The following is a 22,499-nucleotide window of genomic DNA, read 5'->3' on the forward strand; positions in this document are numbered from 1 at the left end:
CGTGTATATGTGCAAGGATTGCTTAGTAATTTTTAGGAAAATAGAAAATAAATTATAATATCAAAATCTAGACTGGAATGCAAACAGAGTTTTTGACAGTCTTGATGCAATGGGCTATTAGGCCTCACGTTATCGGATATATCGTTAATTTAGCGGATAAAACCCATCTTTCGCGGATAAATCTAGCGGATAATCATTATTCACATAAAACGAAAATAGCTCCCGCCCGAAGGCAGGAGCTATCCATTCTGAAACCGGATTTTTTCCGCTGTTATTTAAGTGAAGGATCAATCTGAAGTTCGGGTTCTGTAGCGTTTTGAATGTCCTCTACCGTGTAGTCTCCGATAATTTCCCGAAGGAGAAGCCCGTCACTTGTTACGTCAATGACAGCACGGTCTGTAATAATTCTGTCCACTACCTGCTTTCCTGTAAGCGGAAGATGGCATTCTTTCAGTATCTTCGGTTCGCCTTCACGGTTTACGTGCTCCATGATGATGACAACCTTCTGGGCACCGTGAACAAGGTCCATCGCGCCACCCATTCCTTTAATCATCTTCCCGGGAATCATCCAGTTGGCAAGGTCCCCGTTTTCGGCAACTTCCATCGCGCCGAGAATCGCAACGTCAATATGGCCGCCGCGGATCATGGCAAAGCTTTCAGCACTGCTGAAATAAGAAGCGCCTTTGATTGCCGTAACGGTCTCTTTACCAGCGTTGATCAGGTCCGCATCCAGTTCTTCTTCATCGGGATAGGGTCCGATGCCGAGAAGACCATTTTCCGACTGAAGCACCACCTGTTTGTTTTCTGTAATATAGTTGGCCACCATGGTCGGCATACCGATGCCGAGGTTTACATAGTCACCATCGTGGATTTCCTTTTCTGCACGGCGGGCAATACGCTCCCGCATTTTATGACGGTCTACAACGCTCATGTTACGTTCCTCCCCTCTAGGCTTTTTGTGCCAGTGTTTTTCGTTCGATTCGTTTTTCCTGTTCACCGACAATCAATTTATTTACGTAAATGCTCGGTGTATGAATGGCTTCGGGATCAAGGTCGCCTGTCTCAACAAGCTCTTCTAATTCCGCAATGGTTACTTTTCCTGCGGCAGCAATCATCGGGTTAAAGTTGCGGGCAGTTTTACGGTAGACAAGGTTTCCATGGTGATCCCCTTTAAATGCTCTGACGAGACTGAAATCTGCCTGAAAGGCTTCCTCCAGGAGATATTCCCTGCCGTTAAACGTACGTACTTCTTTCCCCTCGGCGACTTTCGTTCCGACACCTGCAGGCGTGTAAAAGGCCGGAATTCCGGCGCCGCCTGCACGGATCCGTTCTGCCAGTGTTCCCTGGGGAACGAGTTCGACTTCAAGTTCACCGTTAAGCACCTGGCGTTCGAATTCCTTGTTTTCCCCTACGTAGGAAGCGTAAATTTTATCAATCTGTTTGTTTTCCAGAAGAAGGCCGAGACCCCAGTCATCGACACCGCAGTTGTTGGAAATGATCGTCAGGTTTCTTACACCTGTCTCACGCAGCGCTTTGATCAGGTTTTCGGGGATGCCGCAAAGACCGAATCCTCCGACCATGATCGTAGCGCCATCTTTAATTTCACTCACTGCTTCTTCAAAAGATGAATAAATCTGTTTCACTGCTTTCCCCTCCTTCAAACTTTTTGGTTGGATTATTTGTTGATTACCGCTCGTTGCGCTCCATTCGGGCGGTTAGGCTTTAAACCGGATAGACTGGATGTTTACGGTCGGTAAACACCTGGTTTTTTGACCGGTAAAGATCAAGACGCTCTTCGAGTTCTTTTCGGAGATGATTTGCCGGGACTACTTCATCGACAATCAGCTCTGATGCCAAACGGTAAATATCGATGTTTTCCTGATACTCTTTCCGCTTTTCCTGAATGAATGCTGCCCGTTCTTCCGGCGGCAGTTCACTAATTTTATTTGCATAAACGGCGTTCACCGCAGCTTCAGGTCCCATAACGGCTATCTGGGCAGTCGGCAGGGCAATACAGCAGTCCGGTTCAAAGGCAGGGCCTGCCATGGCATAAAGGCCTGCTCCGTATGCTTTTCGCACGACAACGCTGATCTTCGGCACGGTTGCCTCCGACATGGCTGAGATCATTTTTGCACCGTGGCGAATGATCCCTGCTTTTTCCACCTTTGTGCCAATCATAAAGCCCGGTACATCAGCAAGGAAAATGAGCGGAATATGGTACGCGTCACAAAGCGTGATGAAACGGGCTGCTTTATCGGCTGAATCATGGAACAGTACTCCGCCCTTCTGACGGGGCTGATTCGCCACAAGACCGACAGGCTCACCGTTGATGCGGGCAAAACCAGTAATCAGTTCCTTTGCAAACAGGGCTTTCATTTCAAAGAAGCTTCCCTCATCAGTAATACGTGCAATGAGTTCCTGCATATCAAATGGAGCGTTCTGGTTTTTCGGGACGATCTCTTCGAGTGACTTTTCAAAGTCAGGAACCGGAACGGCTTCCATCGGTTTGGTTTTCTGCTTGTAATTGCTCGGGAAATAGGACAGGTACTGCTTCGCTTTTTCGATCGCTTCTTCTTCGGAGGCGACAAGTATGTCCCCGCATCCGGAAGTGGAGCAGTGCATTTTGGCTCCGCCCATTTCCTCCAGCGATACTTTTTCTCCAATAACCATTTCAGCCATCCGCGGAGAACCGAGGTACATAGAGGCGTTGCCATCTACCATCATGACCACGTCACAGAAAGCCGGGATATAAGCTCCGCCTGCTGCTGAAGGTCCGAAAAGGAGACAGATCTGCGGTACTTTCCCGCTCAGTTTCACCTGGTTGTAAAAGATTTTCCCAGCTCCGCGCCGGTTTGGAAACATCTCAATCTGGTCCGTAATTCTGGCGCCTGCAGAGTCTACGAGATACAGAAGAGGCACTTCAAGTTTTTCGGCTGTCTCTTGAATTCGAATGATTTTCTCGACCGTGCGAGCTCCCCATGAGCCGGCTTTTACCGTCGAATCATTTGCCATAACACAAACTGTCTGACCGTTAATTTTTCCAGTTGCAGTAACAACACCATCTGCCGGAAGACCTTCGTTTTCGGAATTTGCAAACAGGCCGTCCTCTGCCCACGAACCTTCATCAAAAAGCATTTTGAGACGGTCCCGTACGAACATTTTGCCTTTTTCAGCATTCTTCTGATGATATTTTTCGCCGCCTCCGCGGTAAATCTGCTCTACTTTTTCCTGCCACTGCGCTTCATTACTCATAGCTGGCTCCTTTCACAAACCACAAAAGTTATTTTCCGGTATATTCAGGCTTGCGTTTTTCCTTAAATGCCTCAAGACCTTCAAGTCGGTCCCGTGTCGGGATCGTCACTTCGTACGCTTTTGCCTCAATGGCAATCCCGGTAGTGAGATCTGTCTGTACGCCCTGATTAATCGCATATTTTGCCTGCTTAAGTGCGACAGGACCGTTTGAAACCATTTTATCTGTAAGGGCTTCAACCTCTACTGTTAGGGAATCCTTGTCACACACTGCCGTGACAAGGCCCCAGTCCAGCGCCTTTTCTGCATCAATTTTCTTTCCGGTAAAGATCATTTCCTTTGCCCGGGCAGGACCAATTTCTCTGGGCAGGCGCTGCGTTCCGCCGGCACCTGGAATGATGGCCAGTGTCGTTTCTGTTAAAGCAAATGTTGTTTCTTTCGTGCAAAGTCTGATGTCACATGCAAGCGCAAGTTCGAATCCGCCGCCAAAAGCCGGGCCATTCAGAGCACATACAGTTGGGACCGGAAAAGCTGCAACAGCGTCTATCGTTTCACGGATCCGCTTTACCGCAAACGGAACCTCCTCCACCGGAAGTTCCCGCCGCTCTTTCAGGTCAGCACCTGCACTGAACACTTTTTCTCCTGCACCGGTAATGACCAGGGCGCGTATATCCTGATCTATCGCAAGGGACTCAAGTGTGTCTGTTATTTCCTCAAGCACCTGTCTGGACAGGGCATTGGCTGCTTCAGGCCGGTCAATGGTCAGCCAGGCCGTATGATTTTTCACGTGTGTACGAATAAAATCCATAAAAGCCTCCATTCTGGGCAGGAATTAAGTTACTCCCCTGCCCGGATTACTTCCATATAATGACTGTCAAGCGGTTTTCCGAGAGCTTCTTCAATAAACCGCCCTGCCTGGGCAAGCCGGGAAAGATCTGCACCTGTCTGAATGCCCATCTCATGAAGCATATACACAAGATCATCAGTAGCTACATTACCGGATGCGCCTTTGGCATACGGACAGCCCCCAAGTCCACCAAGAGCCCCGTCGTATGTATGAATGCCTGCTTTCAGTCCCACGAGTGTGTTTGCCAGAGCCATACCTCTGGTGTTGTGAAAATGAAGGGCCAGATACTCAGGATTGATCCGGCTTGTCCAGTGATTCAGACTTGTTTCCACCTGAACAGGATTTCCCACCCCGATCGTGTCACCGAGGGAGACTTCATAAACACCCATTTCCAGAAGACGGTCTGTTATACGGAGTACTTCCTCACCGGAAACGTCCCCTTCGTAGGGGCAGCCGAACACGGTGCTCAGGTATCCCCTTACTTTTTTACCTGCACTTCTCGCTTCCCGCACAGTTTCTGACAATACAGGCAGTGTTTCATCAATTGTTTTATTTATATTTTTTTTACTGTGGGTGTCACTTGCAGACATGAAAACGGCAACTTCGTCAACGTCAGCCTCCATGGCTTTCTCGAGGCCTTTCATATTGGGTACGAGGGCGGCATACGTTACACCTGGTTTTCGCTTGATCTGCGTTGCCACCTCATAGCAGTCAGCAAGAGCTGGAATCCACTTCGGATTCACAAAAGACGTGATTTCAATATAGTTGAGACCGCTTTCAGAAAGCTCGTTGATCCACTCCACTTTTTTTTCTGTAGGTAAAAATGATTTTTCGTTCTGCAGTCCATCCCGGGGACCTACCTCTTTTATCAGAACGTGATCAGGATAAGCCATTCGCATGTCCTCCTGTAACGGTTTTAACGACAGGGACAAAAGGAGCCCTACTGTTTCGTAAAGAGCTCCCCCGCCGCTGCCGGAACTTATTTCAGTGTAAGAAGAACGTCGTCTTCATTCACAAAACTGCCTTCTTCAACTTTCAATTCTTCAACAACGCCGTCTTCTTCAGCAGTGATCGGAATCTCCATTTTCATGGATTCCAGAATGACGACCTCTTGCCCTGCTGTTATCTGATCTCCTGGTGCAACTTGTACTTTCCATACGTTTCCTGCCATCGATGTTTTAACTTCCTTCATGATTGTTCACTCCTGTGCTTAGACTTGTGAGCTTTTCTTCTCAATTACATACTTCTGTACGAACTGAGTCGTGGCGCTGCCTTCTTTAAATACCTGGTGCTTCAGTGTTTCTATAAGCATGGGGATGTTCGTTTTTATGCCTTCCACCTCGGCCTGCTCCAGGCAGGCGGACATTTTGTCTATCGCATCCTGTCTGGTGGTGCCCCGGGAAATGATTTTCGCCAGCATCGGATCATAATAAGGTGTCACCTGGACGCCTTCTTCCACTCCGGAGTCGTAGCGGATCCCGTCCATTTCCGGAAAGGACCAGCGCTTCAGTTTCCCTGGTGAAGGGAAAAACGTAACCGGATCCTCGGCATAAATACGGACTTCAACCGCATGCCCGTATGACATATTTCGCTCTTCAAGCTCGGAAATCCTCTTTTCCTCTGCAATTCGGATCTGCCATTCGACAAGATCAATACCGGTTACTTCCTCTGTGACCGGATGCTCCACCTGAAGGCGTGTATTCATTTCAAGGAAATAGATGTTTTCCTCTTCATCCACAAGAAATTCGATCGTACCGGCATTGGTGTAGCCGATGTTGCCTGCTGCTTTTTCGGCGTAGGCAAAAAGGGACTTTCTGGTGTCCTCGCTGAGTTTTGGTGCCGGTGCTTCTTCAATAATTTTCTGATTGCGCCGCTGAATCGAGCAGTCACGCTCCCCGAGACAGATCACGTTCCCATGATGATCGCCAAACACCTGGGCTTCGATATGACGAGGGTTTTCGATAAATTTCTCAACGTAAAGTTCAGCTGAACCGAAAAACGTCTCCGCTTTTTTAATGACGGATGGGAGAACTTTAACAAGCTCTTCTTTATGATCGACCCGCTGCATACCGATTCCGCCGCCGCCGGAAGCAGCTTTAATCATAACAGGATAGCCGATTTCAGCACACGCTCTGGCGACGGCTTTTTCTTCCTCTGATTCAAGAGTTTGACCCGGAACCACTGGAACCCCTGCCTTGATCATCGCTTCTCTTGCTGCAATTTTATTTCCCATCGTTTCCATAATGCTTTCTGCCGGGCCGATAAAGGTGATGCCGGCTTCTTTCACGCGCTTGCTGAATTCAGCGTTTTCGGAGAGAAAGCCATAGCCCGGGTGGATCGCATCAGCGCCGGTTTCTTTGGCGACCTCTAGGATTTTATCCATATTCAAATAGCTTTCTTTCACCCGTGAGGGACCGATCCACCGTGCCTCATCGGCCGCTCTTGTGTGGACAGCCTGCTCGTCGGCATCTGAAAATACGGCTACTGTCTGAATTCCCAGGCGTTCACACGTTCTGAAGATGCGTACGGCAATCTCGCCTCGGTTGGCTACGAGCAGTTTCTTAATCATCGAATCTCCTCCGTTTTCAATTCGTTTTTTTACGATGTCTTTTATTTCTGCAGGCAGGGGCTAACGTTATGCAGTACTGTGTGCGAAAAGTCTTTTTACAGGCTCAGTGCCCTTTGCTTCCCGAACGGAGCCCAGGGCACCTGGCCGGTCTGTCAGAAAGTATTCGGTTCCTTGTTTACGAGCGTCCTGCCTTTTGTTTTTCCCCGGATTCTGTACGCGGACAGCCGATTTCACGGGCAATGACGAGACGTTGGATTTCTGATGTTCCTTCGCCGATTTCCATCAGTTTGGCATCGCGGAGGAACCTTTCCACTTTGTACTCGCGCATATACCCGTATCCGCCGTGAATCTGGATCGCCTGGTTGCATGCACGGGTTGCTGCTTCAGAAGCAAACAGCTTTGCCATGGCAGATTCTTTTTTGAATGGCTTATTCTGATCCTTCAGCCAGGCTGCTTTATGAACCATGTTTCTCGCAAGTTCAAGTTCCATTGCCATGTCGCTCAGCTTAAATTGAATTGCCTGAAAGCTTCCGATTGCCTGACCGAACTGTTTACGTTCCTTCGAGTAGGAAAGTGCTGCTTCGTATGCTGCCTGCCCGATTCCTACAGCAAGTGCGGCAATCGAGATTCGTCCACCATCAAGTGTGTAAAGAAACTGACCGAATCCTTTATCCGGATCGCCGAGAATGTTCTCTTTTGGCACTTTGACATCCTCAAGGTGAATTTCACACGTATTGGAACCTCTAACACCGAACTTCTCGTAGTCGCTTCGAATTGTCACGCCCGGTGAATCAGTCGGCACGATAAATGCGGAAATTTTGTTTCTGCCGCGGTCGTCTTTTCCGTTTACAGCGGTAACAATAACGATGCGGGAATACTCTGTGTTTGTGATCCAGCATTTTTCGCCGTTAATGACGTAGTGGTCACCAACAAGTTCGGCACGGGTACGTGTTCCGCCGGCATCCGATCCTGCACTCGGCTCAGTAAGCCCAAATGCACCGAGTGTTTCCCCGGTTGTAATCGGAATGAGGTATTCCTGCTTCTGCTGCTCGGTTCCGAAATAGTAAAGCGGCGAGGCACCAAGCGATACTGCTGCCGCATAGCTTAGTCCTGTTCCACCACACGCTTTTCCGATTTCCTCAACTGCAAGAGCGTAGGAAATCGTGTCACCCCCGGACCCGCCGTACTTCTCTGGAAACGGAATACCGAGAAGGCCGAGCTCACCGATCCGTTTGAACGTCTCTTCCGGAAAACGACTCGTACGGTCAACTTCGTCTGCTTTCGGTTCGATCTCCTTCTTGGCGAAATCCCTTACCATCTCTTTAATCATCTGCTGTTCTTTCGTGAGTGAAAAATTCATTTGATCCTCTCCCTGTTTTATAATGCAGGCGCCGCGCCTGATTTTACTTCTTGATCTGCCATTCTCCATCTGATTTTCCGGCTGTATGTTCCCCTGCTGTAACGATGTACTTCGTTCTGGTCCAGCCTTATGTAAAGGCTTTCATTTTAAAAAAAAAGAAAACAGTCGTGGCGGGACAGTCTGACTGAGCAATCGTTCAGTTTTATTATAGGCAACACTTTTCGAATTGTAAATAAATTTATAGTATTTTGACATTTTGTGAAAAGCTGAACGTTTCTTGAGTGCTCCATTAAACTGGCCGGAACGTTCTTCAACTGCTTAAACACTTCATCGCGTACCTGCCTAAACTATTCCGTGTATGTCCAAGGGCAAAAAGCAGCCTCCCCGGGAGACTGCTGACTGCACTTTCTAATTCATCTAAACAAGTTCAAGCATACGGTCCAGGGCTTTTCGGGCATCTTCGGCAATCTGGTCTGGAACCCGGACCACATTTACCGGTTTCCCGGCATCAATACGGTCAAGAGACCAGGCAAGGTGCGGGAGGTCGATCCGGTTCATCGTGAGGCAAGGGCACATAAACGGGTTCAGGGAAACGATATCCAGGTGCGGATTCGACTGGATCAGCCTGTTTACAAGGTTCATTTCGGTTCCAATTGCCCATTTGCTTTCTCCCGGCGCCTTTTCAATCTGCTCAATAATGTAGCTTGTGGATCCTGCATCATCACTGGCCTGTACTACTTCCCACGTACACTCGGGATGGACAAGAATTCTTCTGTCCGGCTCAGTTTTACGAAGGTTTTCTATGTGGGGCATACGAAAATTTTCATGGACCGAACAGTGACCCTTCCAGAGGATCACGCGGCATTCGTCTGTCTTCACGCTTTCCTCCAGCACATCGGAAATCGGGTCCCAAACGAGCATTTCATCAAGGGGAATTCCCAGATCGTAAGCGGTGTTTCTTCCCAGGTGCTGATCAGGAAGAAACAGAATACGCTTTTTCTGTTCAAGGGCCCACGTAACGATTCTGCGGGCGTTTGAAGACGTCACGCAAGTCCCGCCGTGCCGGCCGACAAATGCTTTGATGGCCGCAGTGGAGTTCACATATGTGAGCGGAATAATCGTGTTACCGAAACGATGCGTTAGAGCCTCCCATGCCCGCTCTGTCTGATCGTAATCAGCCATATCGGCCATCGAACATCCTGCCCTCATATCGGGAAGAATCACCTGCTGGTCGGGATCGGTCAGAATATCTGCCGTTTCTGCCATAAAGTGAACACCGCAAAATACCACAAACCCGGCTTCTCTGTTTGCTGCCGATAACTTTGCCAGCTGCAGTGAATCCCCGGTGTCATCGGCAAACCGGATAATGTCGTCCTTCTGATAATGGTGACCGGGAAGGTAAAGATCACGGCCGAGGCTGTTTTTCACGAAGCTGATCCTTTCAATCAGCTCACGGTCCGTCATTTGTTTATATGTTTCCGGAAGAAGAGACTCTTCTCTTAACAGTGCATCAATCGCGCTCATTTGTTTGTCCTCCTTTTTCTACAAATGCGAGGCTGATATCAAGGGATTTCACCGTGTGTGTAAGGGCGCCCATGGAAATGACACTCACACCGGAGGCAGCATAATCCCTGAGTGTTTCAGAGTTAATGCCGCCTGACACTTCGGTCACAACGGAGCTTGGGACGTGTCTGAGCCAGTTTTTCACCGTTTCCGGGTCTGCATTATCGAACATAATTACGTCAGCACCTGCTTCTACTGCCTCCACCACCTGCTGTTCGGTTTCAGCTTCAACTTCAATTTTCACCATATGGCCGGCAGCGCCGCGAACTCTCGAGACTGCCTCAGCAATTGAACCGCAAGCGGATATATGATTGTCCTTAATCATCACTCCGTCATCAAGCCGGAAACGATGGTTGGACGCTCCCCCTGCACGTACCGCCGCTTTTTCAAGCATACGCAGTCCAGGTGTCGTTTTGCGGGTGTCGGCAATCCGGACCGGAAACCCGTTAACTTCCTTAACAGCCTGGTGAGCAGCGGTAGCAATGCCGCTCAGCCTCTGAACGAGATTTAAAAACACACGCTCTGAGGTGAGGATATCCCTGACCTCCCCTGAGACAGAAGCAATCGTATCCCCTTTTTTCAGTTCGTCTCCGTCCTGCACGCCGCATTCAAACTCTGTTTCCAGACCTAGAGCACTGTATCCGGTCTCCAGTACCTCCCTGCCAAAGAAGATTCCGGGCTCCTTGGCTATGTACCTTGCTTCCCCTTTCTCTCCTTTTGGAAAAATAGCTTCCGTTGTAATATCCTGAAAACCGTTGTCTTCGATCAGCCAGTTTTCCAGTGCCTGTTTGAGTATCCATTGGTTCATTTCGTCTGCACCTCGCCCTGTGTTTGTTGTGTTAGCTGCTGACGGATTCTCCGCCGGCGCCATTTCACATTTTCTGTATTAGGAAGATCCCGCCGGAAATGGGTGCCTCTCGATTCTGATCTTGCCAATGAGGAAGAAGCAAGAAGGTCTGCAGTAATCAGCCCGTTACTCACCTCAATCGCTTCAAGAGGCCAGTAACCTCGGAAACTGTGAAAATGGGATTCAATCCGGCAGTCTTTCAGCCAGGCGAGCAGCTCTTTCAGCCCGTTCTCATCTTTTTCAATTCCTGCGCACCGGGTTACCATCTGTCTGATCATACTTATTGACGGCAGAGCTGCCGGTGGTGCCTCTTCTTTCCAATGTCCGGTTATCCCAGCGTGCTCGAATGCTTTTGCATATTGAAAAATAATATGCCGGGCTGCCTTTTTCCCGAAAACGAGTGTTTCCAGCAGGGAGTTGCTGGCAAGCCGGTTCGCCCCATGGACACCAGTGCAGGCAGCTTCTCCCACTGCATATAGCCCGAGAAGTGTGGATTCCCCGTTAAGCGATGTTTCTATACCGCCGATAGAAAAATGGGCTCCAGGGCGGACAGGAATTCTTCCATCTTCCAGACGGACACCCGCCTGCGTGCAGAGAGCAGCGGCTCCTGGAAACCGTTCCCGGAATTTTTTTACCTTAGTGACGTCAAGCCAGATATCCTCTCTATTTGCAGCAAAAGAAGCCAGCGTTCTTGAAATCACATCTCTTGGCGCCAGATCCTTTCGGGGATGCCATCCCATCATTCTTTCACCGCGGCCGTTTACAAGAACAGCCCCTTCTCCCCGGACAGCTTCTGAAATCAGTCCGTACGCAGTGTTATTCTTATATAAAAGTGTCGGATGAAACTGGACAAATTCCATATCAGTGAGGGCGGCACCTGCACGATACGCCATTGCCAGACCGTCGCCAATAAGGGCGGGATCGTTAGAGGTCACGTCGTAAAGGCCTCCGCATCCGCCAGTGGCAATTATGACAGCAGAAGCTGCTACATACTCCAGAGCACCAGTGTGGATGTCTTTTACAATGACTCCTTTACAAACCCCGCCTGAAACGGCGAGATCGATGACTCTTCTCTGTTCGTCGATCATCAGATCGGAGCAGTCACTCAAAACGTGTTCCATCATTTTCTTTCCAGTCCGGTCGCCGCCTGCATGAAAAATCCGTCTCACCGAGTGGGCGCCTTCCAGACCCAGCCCTTGATCAAATTTCATACCTGAAGCAATCAGGCCCGCAACAGCATCCTTTCCTTCTTTAACCAGGACAGACACCGCCTCGGGATCATTATGATTAAGGCCGGCATCCATCGTATCCATGTAATGCTGTTTCCCATTGTCAGTTTCATGAATGGCAGCTGCAATGCCCCCCTGGGCTTTCCAGGAACTGGCACCAAGAGGGTTTTTTGTGAAAATCATCACATTGAAATGCCCGCTCAGTTCCCTGGCAGCCGTAAGTGCCGCCAGACCGCTTCCGATCACTACGACCGTATTTTTGTCCATCCTCACCCCTCCTGTAAGTTTACAGGTGTCTTGACACATATATTTACATAGATTTAAACTAAACACAACTGTTTTTTGAACTGGGGGATTGGACTGCATGATATTTCTTGATCACGCCTCGACGTCACCAATGAGTGAAAAAGCGCTTAATGTTTATACAGAAGCGGCAAAACGATATTACGGCAACACCGGAAGTCTGCATGAGTACGGATTTTCTGCTGCAAAATTAACGGAGGCTGCGAGAATGGAAGCAGCTCAGGCCTTAGATGTACTTCCGGAAGAAATCTATTTTACGAACGGGGGAACCGAAGGAAACCGAAGAGCTATTCTCTCACTGGTCCTTGCCCGTCCTTCTGAGAAGAAACACATTATTACAAGTTCTGTCGAACACCCTTCCGTACTGTCTGTCTGCCGTGAGCTTGAGGAACGGGGGTATGAAATCACCTATCTTCCGGTAGATTCAACCGGCCTAATTTCGATCAGCGATCTGGATCATGCGATCAGGCAGGAGACCGCACTTGTCACTATTCAGCACGTAAACTCCGAAACAGGAACGATCCAGACTATAGAAGAAATCGGGGCACGCTGCCGTTTCAGCAGCATTCCTTTTCACAGTGACGCCGTTCAGTCACTGGGGAAAATACCGGTTAACCCTTCTGTGATGAATGTTGACAGCCTCACATTCTCTGCTCATAAAGTTAACGGTCCTAAGGGGGCAGGTGCTGTCTACATACGGAAAGGCACACCATGGAAGTGTCCGGACCCGCTCACCTCACCTTCCCATGAGAAAGGGTTCCAGCCCGGTACGGTGAATACACCTGGTATCGCTGCTTTTTGCACAGCTCTTTCTCAGGCTGTGGAACAGCTGGACAAAACGGCATCTCACATGTACACGTTACGCCGTTTCTTTATCAAAATGCTGAAAAACGAAATTCCTGATGCTGTCATTGAAGGTCACCCCAAACGGCATGCCCCTCATATTACAGGCTTTCGCATTCCAGGTGTTGAAGGGCAGTATGTGATGCTTACTCTCGACAGGTACGGCATTTGCGTGTCAACCGGCAGCGCCTGCCAGGTTGCCAAACAGGAAGCATCCCATGTATTATCTTCATTAGGAAAAAGCGATCAGGAAGCCCGTGAATTCGTCCGGATATCCACAGGCAGAAATACCACTTATAAGGAACTTTCCGAGACAGTGCAGCATCTTAAAACACTGGCCAAAGCGTTTAAAAAGGAGGCGTAGACATTGACAGCCGCTGCAAAAAAATGGCGTGGAGAAGAACGAAGGCAGGAAATTACAGCCCTCTTAAAAGACAAATCCCCTCTGACAGGAACAGCTCTGGGAAAAATGCTGAACGTCAGCCGGCAGGTGATTGTTCAGGATGTTTCCCTCCTTAAGGCAAAGGGAGTTCCTGTGATGGCAACTTCCGAGGGATATGTGCTCATTCCCAGAGAAGGAGATTTTCAGAACGGCAGCACAAGGGTCATCGCCTGCAGACACGAACCTTCAGAGGCAAAAGAAGAACTTTTTCTTCTCGTTGATCATGGAATTACCGTCCGTGATGTGAAAATTGAGCATCCTGTGTACGGCGATCTTACTGCCTCAATTATGGTTTCGAACCGTAAAGAAGTAGAGCGCTTTATTGAAAGAATTGACAATCAGAAAGCAGCCTACCTTTCTGAACTAACAGACGGCGTCCATCTTCATACAATTCAAGCGTCCTCAGAAGACCTCCTTGATGAAGGCGTAAACGCCCTTCAGGAAGCTGGCTTCCTCGTGACAGAATAAAAAAGAACGGCCTCCATGACGGAGCCGTTCTTTTTCGCTAGCTATGCTTAAAATGATTAAACGGAAGCTTCGCTTCCCGCTGTCCGTTCGCATTCCACGGCGATGCCGGCAAGCCTCCTCGGCTGCGCCTGTGGGGTCTCGCCTGACTTCCATTGCCGCAGGAGTCTCACTACCGGCGGGAAGCTCCGCACGTAACCCTGCCCATTTTCATGAGTCATGATGTGAAATTAATCCCTATGAGTGTCTGTTTTCGAAAAGATTGTAGTTTTATGACGCCTCTTTCCGCTCCGTAATGAATTTGGTCATTAGCAACCATTTACACGACACAGCCTTTTCTATTTACCAGAATGTGAGAATATCGAGGACACCGATCAGAATCATGACCGATCCGGCTGTCCGCTGTACCAGAAGACCAACTTTTCTGCCTTTTCGCATGACCGCTCCTCCTGCACCGAGATACCAGATCAGACCGATCACAATCAGAAACGGGACCGCTGTACCCACAGCGAACACGGCCGGCAGCATAAATCCGGTAGTGCTCGTAAAGGCGGCTGGCATCAGGAGCATGAAGAACAGCAGGAACATGGTTGGGCAAAACCCGAGCGAAAAGCTGAACCCCAGCATGAAAGCACCCCATCTGCCTCTTTTTTCTGTTTGCTTCCCGTTCCTGCTTCTCCAAAAATTGAGATTCCACCTCATCGCAAAAGCGCCCAGCATATAGAGTCCAACTACGATTAGAAGAGGACCGAGAAGTCTGCGGAACCACGGAAAATAAACTGTGAGCTGCTGCTGAAACTCCTGTCCGAGCAGCAGCACAATACCGCCAACGAGCATAAAGGCAGCTGTCTTGCCTAAAGTGTAAAACAAAGCATCAGCCCAGGATACGCCGTTCTTTATTGATTTGGTACCGTATAATGTAATCGCGCTCAAATTCCCTGAAAACTGACACGGGGCAAGCGCGCCTGTGACCCCGAGAAGGAATGCAAAAAGAACCGGCCATGACTCCGCACTTTCAGCAGCGTTCATAAACGGCCCCCGCAGCCATGAACTGATGGCTTCAACAGTTTCAAACATCGCAAACACACTTTCTTAACCGTTTTCCTTCATTTTATCAGATAGAATAGCCCGGGTCTCTTGTCGTACACAATCATGTACGGCTTGCCGGAAAAAAAGGTATACTGTGACCAGACAGGAGGGAACACACATTCAATGAACATTCTTCTTTTTGGCGCGACCGGCAGAACAGGTTCGCACCTGCTCCGCCTTGCCGGTGAAACGCCACATACCTATACCGTTTTTGTCCGGTCCACCCACAAGCTACCATCCCCTCTTCCGGCCAATGTCCGGATCGTACAGGGAGATGCACGAAGCATACAGGACGTCAGAAGCGCCGTTTCCGGTAAAGATGGGGTGATTTCCTGTCTGTCCACGGATAAACAGAATCTGCTTCAGGCTTTTACACCGATCCTGAAAGAAGCAATGACTGAGTTCGGAATCACGAGAGTTGTGACTATTGGTACAGCCGGTATCCTTCAATCCCGGGCAGAGCCCCATCTCTTCCGGTTTGAATCATCAGAGTCGAGAAGAAAAACAACTACGGCCGCAGAAGATCATCTGGCAGCCTTTAAGATACTCCGTGCATCCAAGCTTGACTGGACGATTGTCTGTCCTACCTACCTGCCTGAAGGAACTGCTTCGGGCCGCATCCGGGCCGAAGCCGAGGTTCTGCCTGAAGGAGGCTCAAGAATTACAACCGGTGACACTGCCGCATTTGTATTTCGTGAGTTTTTTAACTCTGCCTTTTTATACAAGCGGGTAGGAATTGCAGAATAGAAATATGCTTCCCAGCGGGCAGCCCCTAAATAAGCCGGGTGAGCTGTAACCACTCCCCGGCTGATTTGTTTTCTAATCTTTAAAACGAATATATCCCGTTTCTTCTGCTGCTTTTATCAATTCCCGGTGCGAGGAAACATTCAGCTTACTCCTCAGATTATGCCGGTGATTTTCAATGGTTTTACTGGACACTCCCAGTTCCCTGGCCGATTCGAGTACGGAATATCCTCTTACGAGATGCTTGAATACTTCGTTTTCCCTCTGCGTTAAAAGCGAGGAAAGAAGAACGTTATCTCCTTTCCCTTCACCGTTTTTCCTGATACTCACAAAGCTGTATCTGATTTGCCCCCTGTCAATTTCCTGAAAAGCGTTCATCAGATCTTCGATTGGCTCATCCCTGCCGATTACACCGTTTATTCCATATCTCTCAAGAAACGACGGGTCCGCCTGGCGGCCTTTGCTTTTAATGAGCACCACTTTTACCTTTTCATTTCTGCTTCTTGCCATCCGGATAAGTTCTGCTGTTTCATGCCTGGCAAAGCTTTCGGAATTAAGCAGAAGGTAATCAAATAGATAGCTTTCCAGTAATGCTTTCGTTTTGTTAAGGTCTTCTGCTTCCAAAATGTATTCCACGGGAAATAAATCATTGAGCAGCTGAAGAAAACCGTAGCGAATCATATCGTGCTTTTCATTCAATAGGATTTTCAATGCCGTTCTCCTTTCTTCGACCCCGCTCCCTCATCCCTGCAGAAAAAATATTACAGCCCCAATCCAATAGAAAGTTGATTTGTATAGCTTGTGTAAGCAATCAGATGATTGACTTCTGCAATTTTCCTATCTGACATTCCAAAGCTGCGCAAGAGTTCGATATCGTCTCTGGAGAGCGCTTGTCTTTCCTTTGCAAGGTGTTTTGCATACGTTAACACGGCCTTTGTTTCATCGTCAAAAGAAGACATCCTGTCTTCAAGCAGATTTTCGATTTGATCTTCTGTTTCCCCCAGACTACGCAGCATCTCTGCATGACTGGCAGTACAATATTCGCAGCCGTTTAAACGTGAGACATAAGTAATGATCTGCTCTCTCATTAAATCACTGATGGATACTTGTTTAACAGCGTTCTGCAAAGGGGTAAAGGCTTCTAACAACTCTGGTGTATGACCCATCAGTCTGTGAAAAACTGTCGGCTGTGAAGCATCTTCCTTTTGAATTTTTTTCATTTCACTCATTTTTACCGGTTTGATCCAGGGCATGTGAGTTTCATCCTTTCCATTATCGTGATCACGGCAGAACAGACTGTCCTGACAGTGTCCTTAATTTCTCCTTTTTCCTTGTCACAATCCGTTCGAAAATCGTTCAAATTTTGCTCACATGTTCACACATTATTGGGTGAAATCATCTATATGTTTATTATTTCACATAATTTATGATAAGTATACTTACAGTTGTGACTAAAAACCCACTAAAGAGCCAACACCGAAAGTGAGGGAACAGAATGTTCGGAATTGAAAACGATCCGGTGCTTCTGAGTCGGCTTCTGACTGCTCTGACACTGGGCTTTCATGTTATATTCGCGACCATCGGGGTCGGGGTTCCTCTAATGATAGCCATTGCTGAATGGATGGGAATCAAGCGGAACGATCCTCATTACACCCTGATGGCACGCCGGTGGGCCAGAGGCTTCGTTGTAACCGTAGCAGTAGGCGTTGTTACCGGTACAGCGATTGGTCTCCAATTAAGTCTATTATGGCCGAATTTTATGCAGGCAGCCGGCCATACGATCGGTCTGCCATTGTTTATGGAGATATTCGCATTTTTCTTTGAAGCGATCTTCCTTGGGATTTACCTGTACACATGGGACCGGTTCAAGAGCAAAATGCGTCACTTCCTGCTCATTATCCCTGTTGTAATCGGCGCATCAGCGTCTGCATTTTTCATTACAACTGCCAACGCATTTATGAATTTCCCACAGGGATTTGACATGGCAAATGGTGTGATTGCAAACGTCAGTCCGCTTGAGGCTATGTTTAACCCTGCCACGCCGACGAAAGTATCGCACGTTATCATTACCTGCTACCTAACTGCAGCGTTTATTCTCGGTACAATAGCAGCTATTCACCTTCTTAAAGGAAGCAAACATGAGTACCACAAAAAAGCACTCAAGCTGACGATGGTTTCCGGTGCAGTCTTTGCAATCGCTACTGCTGTCATCGGCGACCTTTCCGGTAAGTACCTCCACGAGTACCAGCCGGAAAAACTTGCAGCAGCCGAGTGGCATTTTGAAACAGAAACACATGCCCCGCTGATCTTGGGCGGTGTGTTGACAGAAGACAACGAAGTCAAATATGCATTGGAAATTCCATACGCTCTCAGTATTCTCGCAGGCGGCCTGCCCGATTCGGAAGTCGTGGGGCTCAATGAGTTCCCCGAAGATGAACTTCCGCCCCTCTGGGTTCACTACGCCTTTGATATGATGGTGTTTATCGGAATGTATCTGGCGTTTGTGTCCACTCTTTTTGCAGTGATGAGCTGGAAGAAAAACTGGAATCCGTATAATAAACCACTGCTGATTATGGTGGCTGCCGGAGGTCCGCTCAGTATGGTTGCAATCGAAGCGGGATGGATTTTTGCCGAAGTCGGCCGTCAGCCGTGGCTCATAAACGGCATTATGCGCGTAGAGGAAGGTGCGACAACATCGGATCACGTAGGCCTGATGCTGGCTCTCTTCATTGTCCTTTACACCATTCTCGGTGTTACCTGTGCTGTTGTACTCCGGAGAATGTTCAAGCAGAATCCAGTGGAGCACGAACTTGAAAAACGGGGAATCGAGCAGCCGAAGCGGGTCAGCAATGAATAAAGGAGGTACCGGCGTTGAGCTATGAATTAATTGGGATTACCGTCCTGTGGATCTTTTTGTACGGCTATCTGATCGTGGCGTCGATTGATTTCGGCGCCGGCTTCTTCAGCTATTACAGCCGGATTACAAAAAAGAAACACGCCCTTCATCATATTATCCAGCGTTATCTTTCCCCTGTGTGGGAGGTAACCAATGTCTTTCTCGTATTCTTCTTCGTTGGAATTATCGGCTTTTTTCCGGATACAGCCTATTATTACGGAACAGCCCTTCTGATTCCAGGAAGTATTTCGATTATTCTTCTGGCCCTGCGCGGCTCCTATTATGCCTTTGCCACATACGGGGCGAAAGACAGCCATTTGTACTCGCTTCTTTATGGAGCAACGGGTCTATTAATTCCGGCTTCCCTCACAACAGTCCTGACCATCTCAGAAGGAGGGTATCTGGCTGTTGATAACGGGAATGTTACCCTTCTCTACGGTGAACTGTTTACAAGCCCGTATTCCTGGGGCGTTGTATTTCTCGCTGTCTTCAGTGTGCTGTTCATTTCTGCTGCATTTCTTACCTATTATGCAGCGAAGGCTAAAGACCAGCAGGCTCTGGAAGTTGTCCGGAAATACGCTCTCTCCTGGGCATTCCCGACCATTACTATGGCTTTCATCGTGTTCTTCCTACTCGGTGAGCGGAACGAGCTGCACTTTTCCAACATGATGGATCTATGGTGGATGTTTGCCCTCTCACTGGCATCGTTTGCTGCATCGGTGTGGCTGATCTGGAAACGGCAAAATTACGGTCTGGCTTTTATTTTCGTTATGGTCCAGTTCTTCACAGCCTTTTTTGCATACGGGGCGTCGCACCTGCCGTACCTTCTCTATCCGTACCTGACGATCTATGACGGGTTTACGAATGAAAGCATGGCAATAGCTCTGATTGCAGCCTTTATTGGAGGACTCCTCATGCTTATTCCTTCTCTGTATCTTTTGATGAGGCTGTTTCTCTTCGATGCAGAATATCTTGAAGGCAGAAAATAAAAAGGGGGTTTGGACGTGGATCTCACGTACTTTCTGATCATGATCGCCCCTCCCCTTGTTCTGATCGCTGCCGTAGCAGTTGTCTTTATCTGGGGAGCAAAAGGAAAAGACTGAACGTAATTGATAGAAACCAATAAACATAAAGCTGGCATAAATACAGCTGATAAAAATGGCTCTCACTTTGGTGAGGGTCTTTTTTTGCTGCAAGCAAAGGTAAAAGTAAAAGCTGTCCTGAAAATGACGGAACAGAAGCTTCGCTTCACGCCGTCCATTCGCTTTCCGCTCTTTATTTAACTCGGTCATAAGCCGCTATCCATCTGAAACAAGCAAAAATAAAAACTGTTTTCGAATAGATTGTTGTTTTATTGCGCTGCAGGCGGATGCTGTCAGCGGGCATCACTTCAGCCTCCTCGGCAAAATCACCCTGCGGGGTCTTCAGCAGATGCTATTCCCGCAGGAGTCACCGCCTTCCACTCCATTAATATTGTGAACATTAGTAACAATCTTTACGAAAAAAGCAAAATAAAAGACCGGCCGGCGGTCTCAAAATTTAATCATTATTCTCCTGCTACACTCGTCTTGTGCGGACGAAATTCTCACTTGTTGTGATATACAAACCGCTTCTGAGGCGATACATATCTGTACTGCTTCCCTGTACATTGACTCTGTCTGTTATGGTGAAGGCTTCGCCTCTTCTCACGGTCCCTGCAATGGCACTCGGCTCCCAGGAAGGCCGGTTTCTAACATTCAGTGTGGCTACGTCCACAATAACAAGAAGTCCAGTCGGGCTTGCGTTCAGCACTGCCTGGTACGTCTGAGGTCCCGCTACACCGTCAACAGTAATTCGTGAGCTCTGCTGAAATTCACGAACGGCTGTTTCTGTAATGTCGCCAAACACCCCGTCGGCACCGAAAGAGCCGAGATCGTAATTTAAGTTCAGCAGTTTTTCCTGCAGGCTCCGGACGAGCGGACCTCTGTCACCGTTTCGCAGGATCTGCCCTGTCCACTCCATGTCCCTGCGTCGTCCGATATCAGCAAAAACTGCGGCAATCGCCTCCGCATGTGCTTCGGCTGCTTCCTGCAGAAATGCACTGGACCGGAGCAGGTTCGCATCCTGTGTATTGGTTAAAAACCCGCCTTCCGTTAACACGGCAGCCATGGACGTAAAGCGCAGGACGTAAAACCCTGCAGTTTTGGTTCCCCTGTCCGGTTTTCTGCCTCGCCAAGCCACGTTATATGCGGTGCGGTGGAATTCACTGTGAATCTGCCTAGTCCGGTTAGGTGCATTTGTGAACCGGAACGACTCAAAGCCTCTTGCTGATGTTCCTCCTGCAGCATTTTGATGGATGGATATAAACAGGTCCGCATTCCAGTTGTTTGCCGCTTCTGCCCTTGCAGCAAGGCTCACAAAAATATCCGATGTGCGGCTCATTCTCACCTGAACATTGGTATATTGTCCCTCAAGGATATCTCTCAGGCGGAGGGCAATATCAAGGTTAATGTCTTTTTCCCTTAGCCCGTTCGCAACCGCGCCGGGATCAGATCCTCCGTGACCAGGATCAATGAAAATCCGGACAGGGCGGTTCAGTCGAATCGGAATGACCATTACCGCTCGCCTCTTTCACTGGAATTTTCATCGTCAGATATAACGTCCAGTTCCCGTTCGCTGCAGCACTCGGGTCTGTTACAGCATGGTTCACCATGATTTCCGTCTTTAAAAAGGCGGATTTCATAGTCCACAGGCATGCCGCAGAATACACATTCTGTATGCTCTTTCATGTTTTCTTCCCCTTACAATATAGTGTTAGAAGCATGCAAGGGCTTTTCTGAATCCGGTAGTAAAGACCGTCAAATAATAAAGTCCGTCCATAAAAATGATTACTTCTATACTACAGTAAATGCTTCGGATTACGAAATGATAGTGCAAACGTCCTGCTTGCACAAAAGTTTTTCATTTAGTTTATTAAGGTTATACAAAATGAGCTGACATCTATTATTCTGTCTGCTTGATTCGTTCCACCAGGGACCGAAGCCACTTGTTCAGCTGCATAAACTTATAGCCAGATGCTTCTGCCAGGGAAACGTCCTGATAGGCAGAGGAAGGAAAATTAAACGGAGACTGTTCGCTGTCATTTACAGGGCTTTCAGTGACGGCCGTTCTGCCTGTCGTTTCTTCAATTATTCCTATAAGCTCCTTAAGGCGGATATGATCAGGCGATGAAGCGTTTACCGGCCCGTAGATTTCCTGGCTGCCGGCCCAGAACAGAAATTCAGCCAGATCTCCTGCCTCTACAAAGGAAAGTGCCGTATCAGGGTTTGTGATCCGGATCATCTCGCCACTGTTCACTTTACGTACGTGGTAATGGAGTCTTTCCGTGTAGTCATCCTCCCCGAGTACGATTGGCGGACGTACCGCTGTGACCGGAAAACCTGCCTCCTGAAAGAAGACGGCCTCTGCCAGACGCTTTCCTTCTCCGTAACTGAAATCGTCTCTTGTGCCTTTCTGAATGGGGTAACTGTAGGGATCAAAATCTTTCTCTTCCTTCAGGGGCTTATCGTTAAACTCATAAACCGAAAGTGTGGAGGTAAGCACATAATGCCCGGTCCTCTCCTTGAATACATCACACGTAATCGCGGCATCATCCGGTGAAAAACAGATCTGGTCGTACACCACATCCCATCGGGAATCCCTGAACGCTTCTTCCATTGCCACTCTGTCTGATCGGTCAACGTGGATCCGGTTCACTTTTTCCCCGAAGCCGTCCTCTTTATTGCCGCGCGTTGCAATTGTCACCCGGTCCCCGTTATCAATCAGTTTACTTACAAGTCGCCGGCCGAAAAACCGACTGCCCCCAAGCACGAGGACATCTCTTTTCATTTTACTCATCGTCATTGCCTGATCACCTCTTCCTTTTTGTAACTTCTTCACCATCGCCTGAAAGTCCTTCTCGTTCCCCGAAGGAGAACAAAGTTGACAAACAAGATACTGAAGGACTAAAATGAAGTGTACTACTAACAATAATACACATGTGTCACATAGATTTCAGCCTGACGCCAAGGTGGT

The 22,499-nt window shown here is 48.5% G+C and carries 23 protein-coding genes; 6 read left to right on the forward strand and 17 right to left on the reverse strand.

Going from position 1 to position 22,499, the window contains the following annotated elements; genetic code table 11:
• Nucleotides 1-271: 271 nt before the first annotated feature.
• The 11 genes from CR205_RS09980 to nadB form a co-directional block, all read right to left on the reverse strand.
• Entirely contained in the window at nucleotides 272-931 is a 660-nt protein-coding gene (locus tag CR205_RS09980) for a CoA transferase subunit B (RefSeq protein ID WP_110519122.1), read from the reverse strand.
• A gap of 16 nt (nucleotides 932-947) precedes the next feature.
• The gene (locus CR205_RS09985; protein WP_110519124.1) at nucleotides 948-1,643 is read right to left on the reverse strand and encodes a CoA transferase subunit A; all 696 of its coding nucleotides are present in this window, start codon (nucleotides 1,641-1,643) and stop codon (nucleotides 948-950) included.
• Between the two features lie 79 nt (nucleotides 1,644-1,722).
• On the reverse strand, nucleotides 1,723-3,252 hold the full coding sequence (locus tag CR205_RS09990) for an acyl-CoA carboxylase subunit beta (protein ID WP_110519126.1): 1,530 nt from the start codon (nucleotides 3,250-3,252) through the stop codon (nucleotides 1,723-1,725).
• Nucleotides 3,253-3,280: 28 nt separating this feature from the next.
• Nucleotides 3,281-4,057, reverse strand: a complete 777-nt coding sequence (locus CR205_RS09995) for an enoyl-CoA hydratase-related protein (RefSeq protein WP_110519128.1) — start codon at nucleotides 4,055-4,057, stop codon at nucleotides 3,281-3,283.
• A 29-nt stretch (nucleotides 4,058-4,086) separates the two neighbouring features.
• Nucleotides 4,087-4,989, reverse strand: a complete 903-nt coding sequence (locus tag CR205_RS10000) for a hydroxymethylglutaryl-CoA lyase (protein WP_110519129.1) — start codon at nucleotides 4,987-4,989, stop codon at nucleotides 4,087-4,089.
• An 86-nt stretch (nucleotides 4,990-5,075) separates the two neighbouring features.
• Complete coding sequence (locus CR205_RS10005; RefSeq protein ID WP_110519131.1) at nucleotides 5,076-5,288, reverse strand: acetyl-CoA carboxylase biotin carboxyl carrier protein subunit; 213 nt, start codon at nucleotides 5,286-5,288, stop codon at nucleotides 5,076-5,078.
• 18 nt (nucleotides 5,289-5,306) lie between these two features.
• The gene (locus tag CR205_RS10010; RefSeq protein WP_110519133.1) at nucleotides 5,307-6,665 is read right to left on the reverse strand and encodes an acetyl-CoA carboxylase biotin carboxylase subunit; all 1,359 of its coding nucleotides are present in this window, start codon (nucleotides 6,663-6,665) and stop codon (nucleotides 5,307-5,309) included.
• A 175-nt stretch (nucleotides 6,666-6,840) separates the two neighbouring features.
• Nucleotides 6,841-8,025 (reverse strand): acyl-CoA dehydrogenase family protein, encoded by a 1,185-nt coding sequence (locus tag CR205_RS10015; protein ID WP_110519135.1) that lies wholly within the window; start codon nucleotides 8,023-8,025, stop codon nucleotides 6,841-6,843.
• Between the two features lie 417 nt (nucleotides 8,026-8,442).
• On the reverse strand, nucleotides 8,443-9,549 hold the full coding sequence (gene nadA / locus CR205_RS10020) for a quinolinate synthase NadA (protein ID WP_110519137.1): 1,107 nt from the start codon (nucleotides 9,547-9,549) through the stop codon (nucleotides 8,443-8,445).
• Nucleotides 9,536-10,396, reverse strand: a complete 861-nt coding sequence (gene nadC, locus CR205_RS10025) for a carboxylating nicotinate-nucleotide diphosphorylase (protein WP_110519139.1) — start codon at nucleotides 10,394-10,396, stop codon at nucleotides 9,536-9,538. The genes nadA and nadC overlap by 14 nt, the downstream gene beginning before the upstream one ends.
• Nucleotides 10,393-11,931, reverse strand: coding sequence for an L-aspartate oxidase (nadB, locus tag CR205_RS10030; RefSeq protein WP_161524738.1), 1,539 nt, complete (start codon nucleotides 11,929-11,931; stop codon nucleotides 10,393-10,395). Before nadB ends, nadC begins: the two co-directional genes overlap by 4 nt.
• Nucleotides 11,932-12,028: 97 nt before the next feature.
• On the opposite strand from nadB, the gene CR205_RS10035 reads away from it, so the two are divergent.
• Nucleotides 12,029-13,174, forward strand: a complete 1,146-nt coding sequence (locus CR205_RS10035; protein ID WP_110519143.1) for a cysteine desulfurase family protein — start codon at nucleotides 12,029-12,031, stop codon at nucleotides 13,172-13,174.
• A 3-nt stretch (nucleotides 13,175-13,177) separates the two neighbouring features.
• Nucleotides 13,178-13,720, forward strand: coding sequence for a transcription repressor NadR (locus tag CR205_RS10040; RefSeq protein ID WP_110519145.1), 543 nt, complete (start codon nucleotides 13,178-13,180; stop codon nucleotides 13,718-13,720).
• Nucleotides 13,721-14,059: 339 nt separating this feature from the next.
• Here CR205_RS10040 and CR205_RS10045 read toward each other — a convergent pair whose 3' ends face one another.
• Nucleotides 14,060-14,794 (reverse strand): urease accessory protein UreH domain-containing protein, encoded by a 735-nt coding sequence (locus CR205_RS10045; protein WP_110519147.1) that lies wholly within the window; start codon nucleotides 14,792-14,794, stop codon nucleotides 14,060-14,062.
• A gap of 135 nt (nucleotides 14,795-14,929) precedes the next feature.
• On the opposite strand from CR205_RS10045, the gene CR205_RS10050 reads away from it, so the two are divergent.
• Complete coding sequence (locus CR205_RS10050; RefSeq protein WP_110519149.1) at nucleotides 14,930-15,553, forward strand: NAD(P)-dependent oxidoreductase; 624 nt, start codon at nucleotides 14,930-14,932, stop codon at nucleotides 15,551-15,553.
• Nucleotides 15,554-15,625: 72 nt separating this feature from the next.
• Here the strand turns inward: CR205_RS10050 and CR205_RS10055 are convergent, their stop codons facing one another.
• Together CR205_RS10055 and CR205_RS10060 are read right to left on the reverse strand one after the other, a co-directional pair.
• On the reverse strand, nucleotides 15,626-16,261 hold the full coding sequence (locus CR205_RS10055; protein WP_110519151.1) for a helix-turn-helix transcriptional regulator: 636 nt from the start codon (nucleotides 16,259-16,261) through the stop codon (nucleotides 15,626-15,628).
• 50 nt (nucleotides 16,262-16,311) lie between these two features.
• On the reverse strand, nucleotides 16,312-16,803 hold the full coding sequence (locus CR205_RS10060; protein ID WP_110519152.1) for a carboxymuconolactone decarboxylase family protein: 492 nt from the start codon (nucleotides 16,801-16,803) through the stop codon (nucleotides 16,312-16,314).
• A gap of 242 nt (nucleotides 16,804-17,045) precedes the next feature.
• Here CR205_RS10060 and CR205_RS10065 point away from each other — a divergent pair, with 242 nt between their 5' ends.
• Genes CR205_RS10065 through cydS form a run of 3 tightly spaced genes read left to right on the forward strand, consistent with a single transcriptional unit; the run spans nucleotide 17,046 to nucleotide 19,549 of the window.
• Nucleotides 17,046-18,407, forward strand: coding sequence for a cytochrome ubiquinol oxidase subunit I (locus tag CR205_RS10065; RefSeq protein ID WP_110519154.1), 1,362 nt, complete (start codon nucleotides 17,046-17,048; stop codon nucleotides 18,405-18,407).
• A 14-nt stretch (nucleotides 18,408-18,421) separates the two neighbouring features.
• Nucleotides 18,422-19,435, forward strand: coding sequence for a cytochrome d ubiquinol oxidase subunit II (locus CR205_RS10070; RefSeq protein ID WP_110519156.1), 1,014 nt, complete (start codon nucleotides 18,422-18,424; stop codon nucleotides 19,433-19,435).
• Nucleotides 19,436-19,450: 15 nt separating this feature from the next.
• Nucleotides 19,451-19,549: a cytochrome bd oxidase small subunit CydS gene (gene cydS / locus CR205_RS20855; protein ID WP_407923551.1), complete on the forward strand. Its 99-nt coding sequence runs from the start codon at nucleotides 19,451-19,453 to the stop codon at nucleotides 19,547-19,549.
• Between the two features lie 454 nt (nucleotides 19,550-20,003).
• On the opposite strand, the gene CR205_RS10075 is transcribed toward cydS, so the two are convergent.
• The 3 genes from CR205_RS10075 to CR205_RS10080 all read right to left on the reverse strand — a co-directional run bounded on the left by CR205_RS10075 (nucleotide 20,004) and on the right by CR205_RS10080 (nucleotide 22,367).
• On the reverse strand, nucleotides 20,004-21,041 hold the full coding sequence (locus CR205_RS10075; RefSeq protein WP_110519158.1) for an N-acetylmuramoyl-L-alanine amidase: 1,038 nt from the start codon (nucleotides 21,039-21,041) through the stop codon (nucleotides 20,004-20,006).
• Nucleotides 21,041-21,214, reverse strand: a complete 174-nt coding sequence (locus CR205_RS20260; protein ID WP_161524739.1) for a hypothetical protein — start codon at nucleotides 21,212-21,214, stop codon at nucleotides 21,041-21,043. The genes CR205_RS10075 and CR205_RS20260 overlap by 1 nt, the downstream gene beginning before the upstream one ends.
• 214 nt (nucleotides 21,215-21,428) lie before the next feature.
• Complete coding sequence (locus CR205_RS10080; protein ID WP_236634736.1) at nucleotides 21,429-22,367, reverse strand: NAD-dependent epimerase/dehydratase family protein; 939 nt, start codon at nucleotides 22,365-22,367, stop codon at nucleotides 21,429-21,431.
• Nucleotides 22,368-22,499 lie beyond the last annotated feature (132 nt).

It is taken from the genome of Alteribacter lacisalsi (assembly GCF_003226345.1).
GTDB lineage: Bacteria > Bacillota > Bacilli > Bacillales > Salisediminibacteriaceae > Alteribacter > Alteribacter lacisalsi.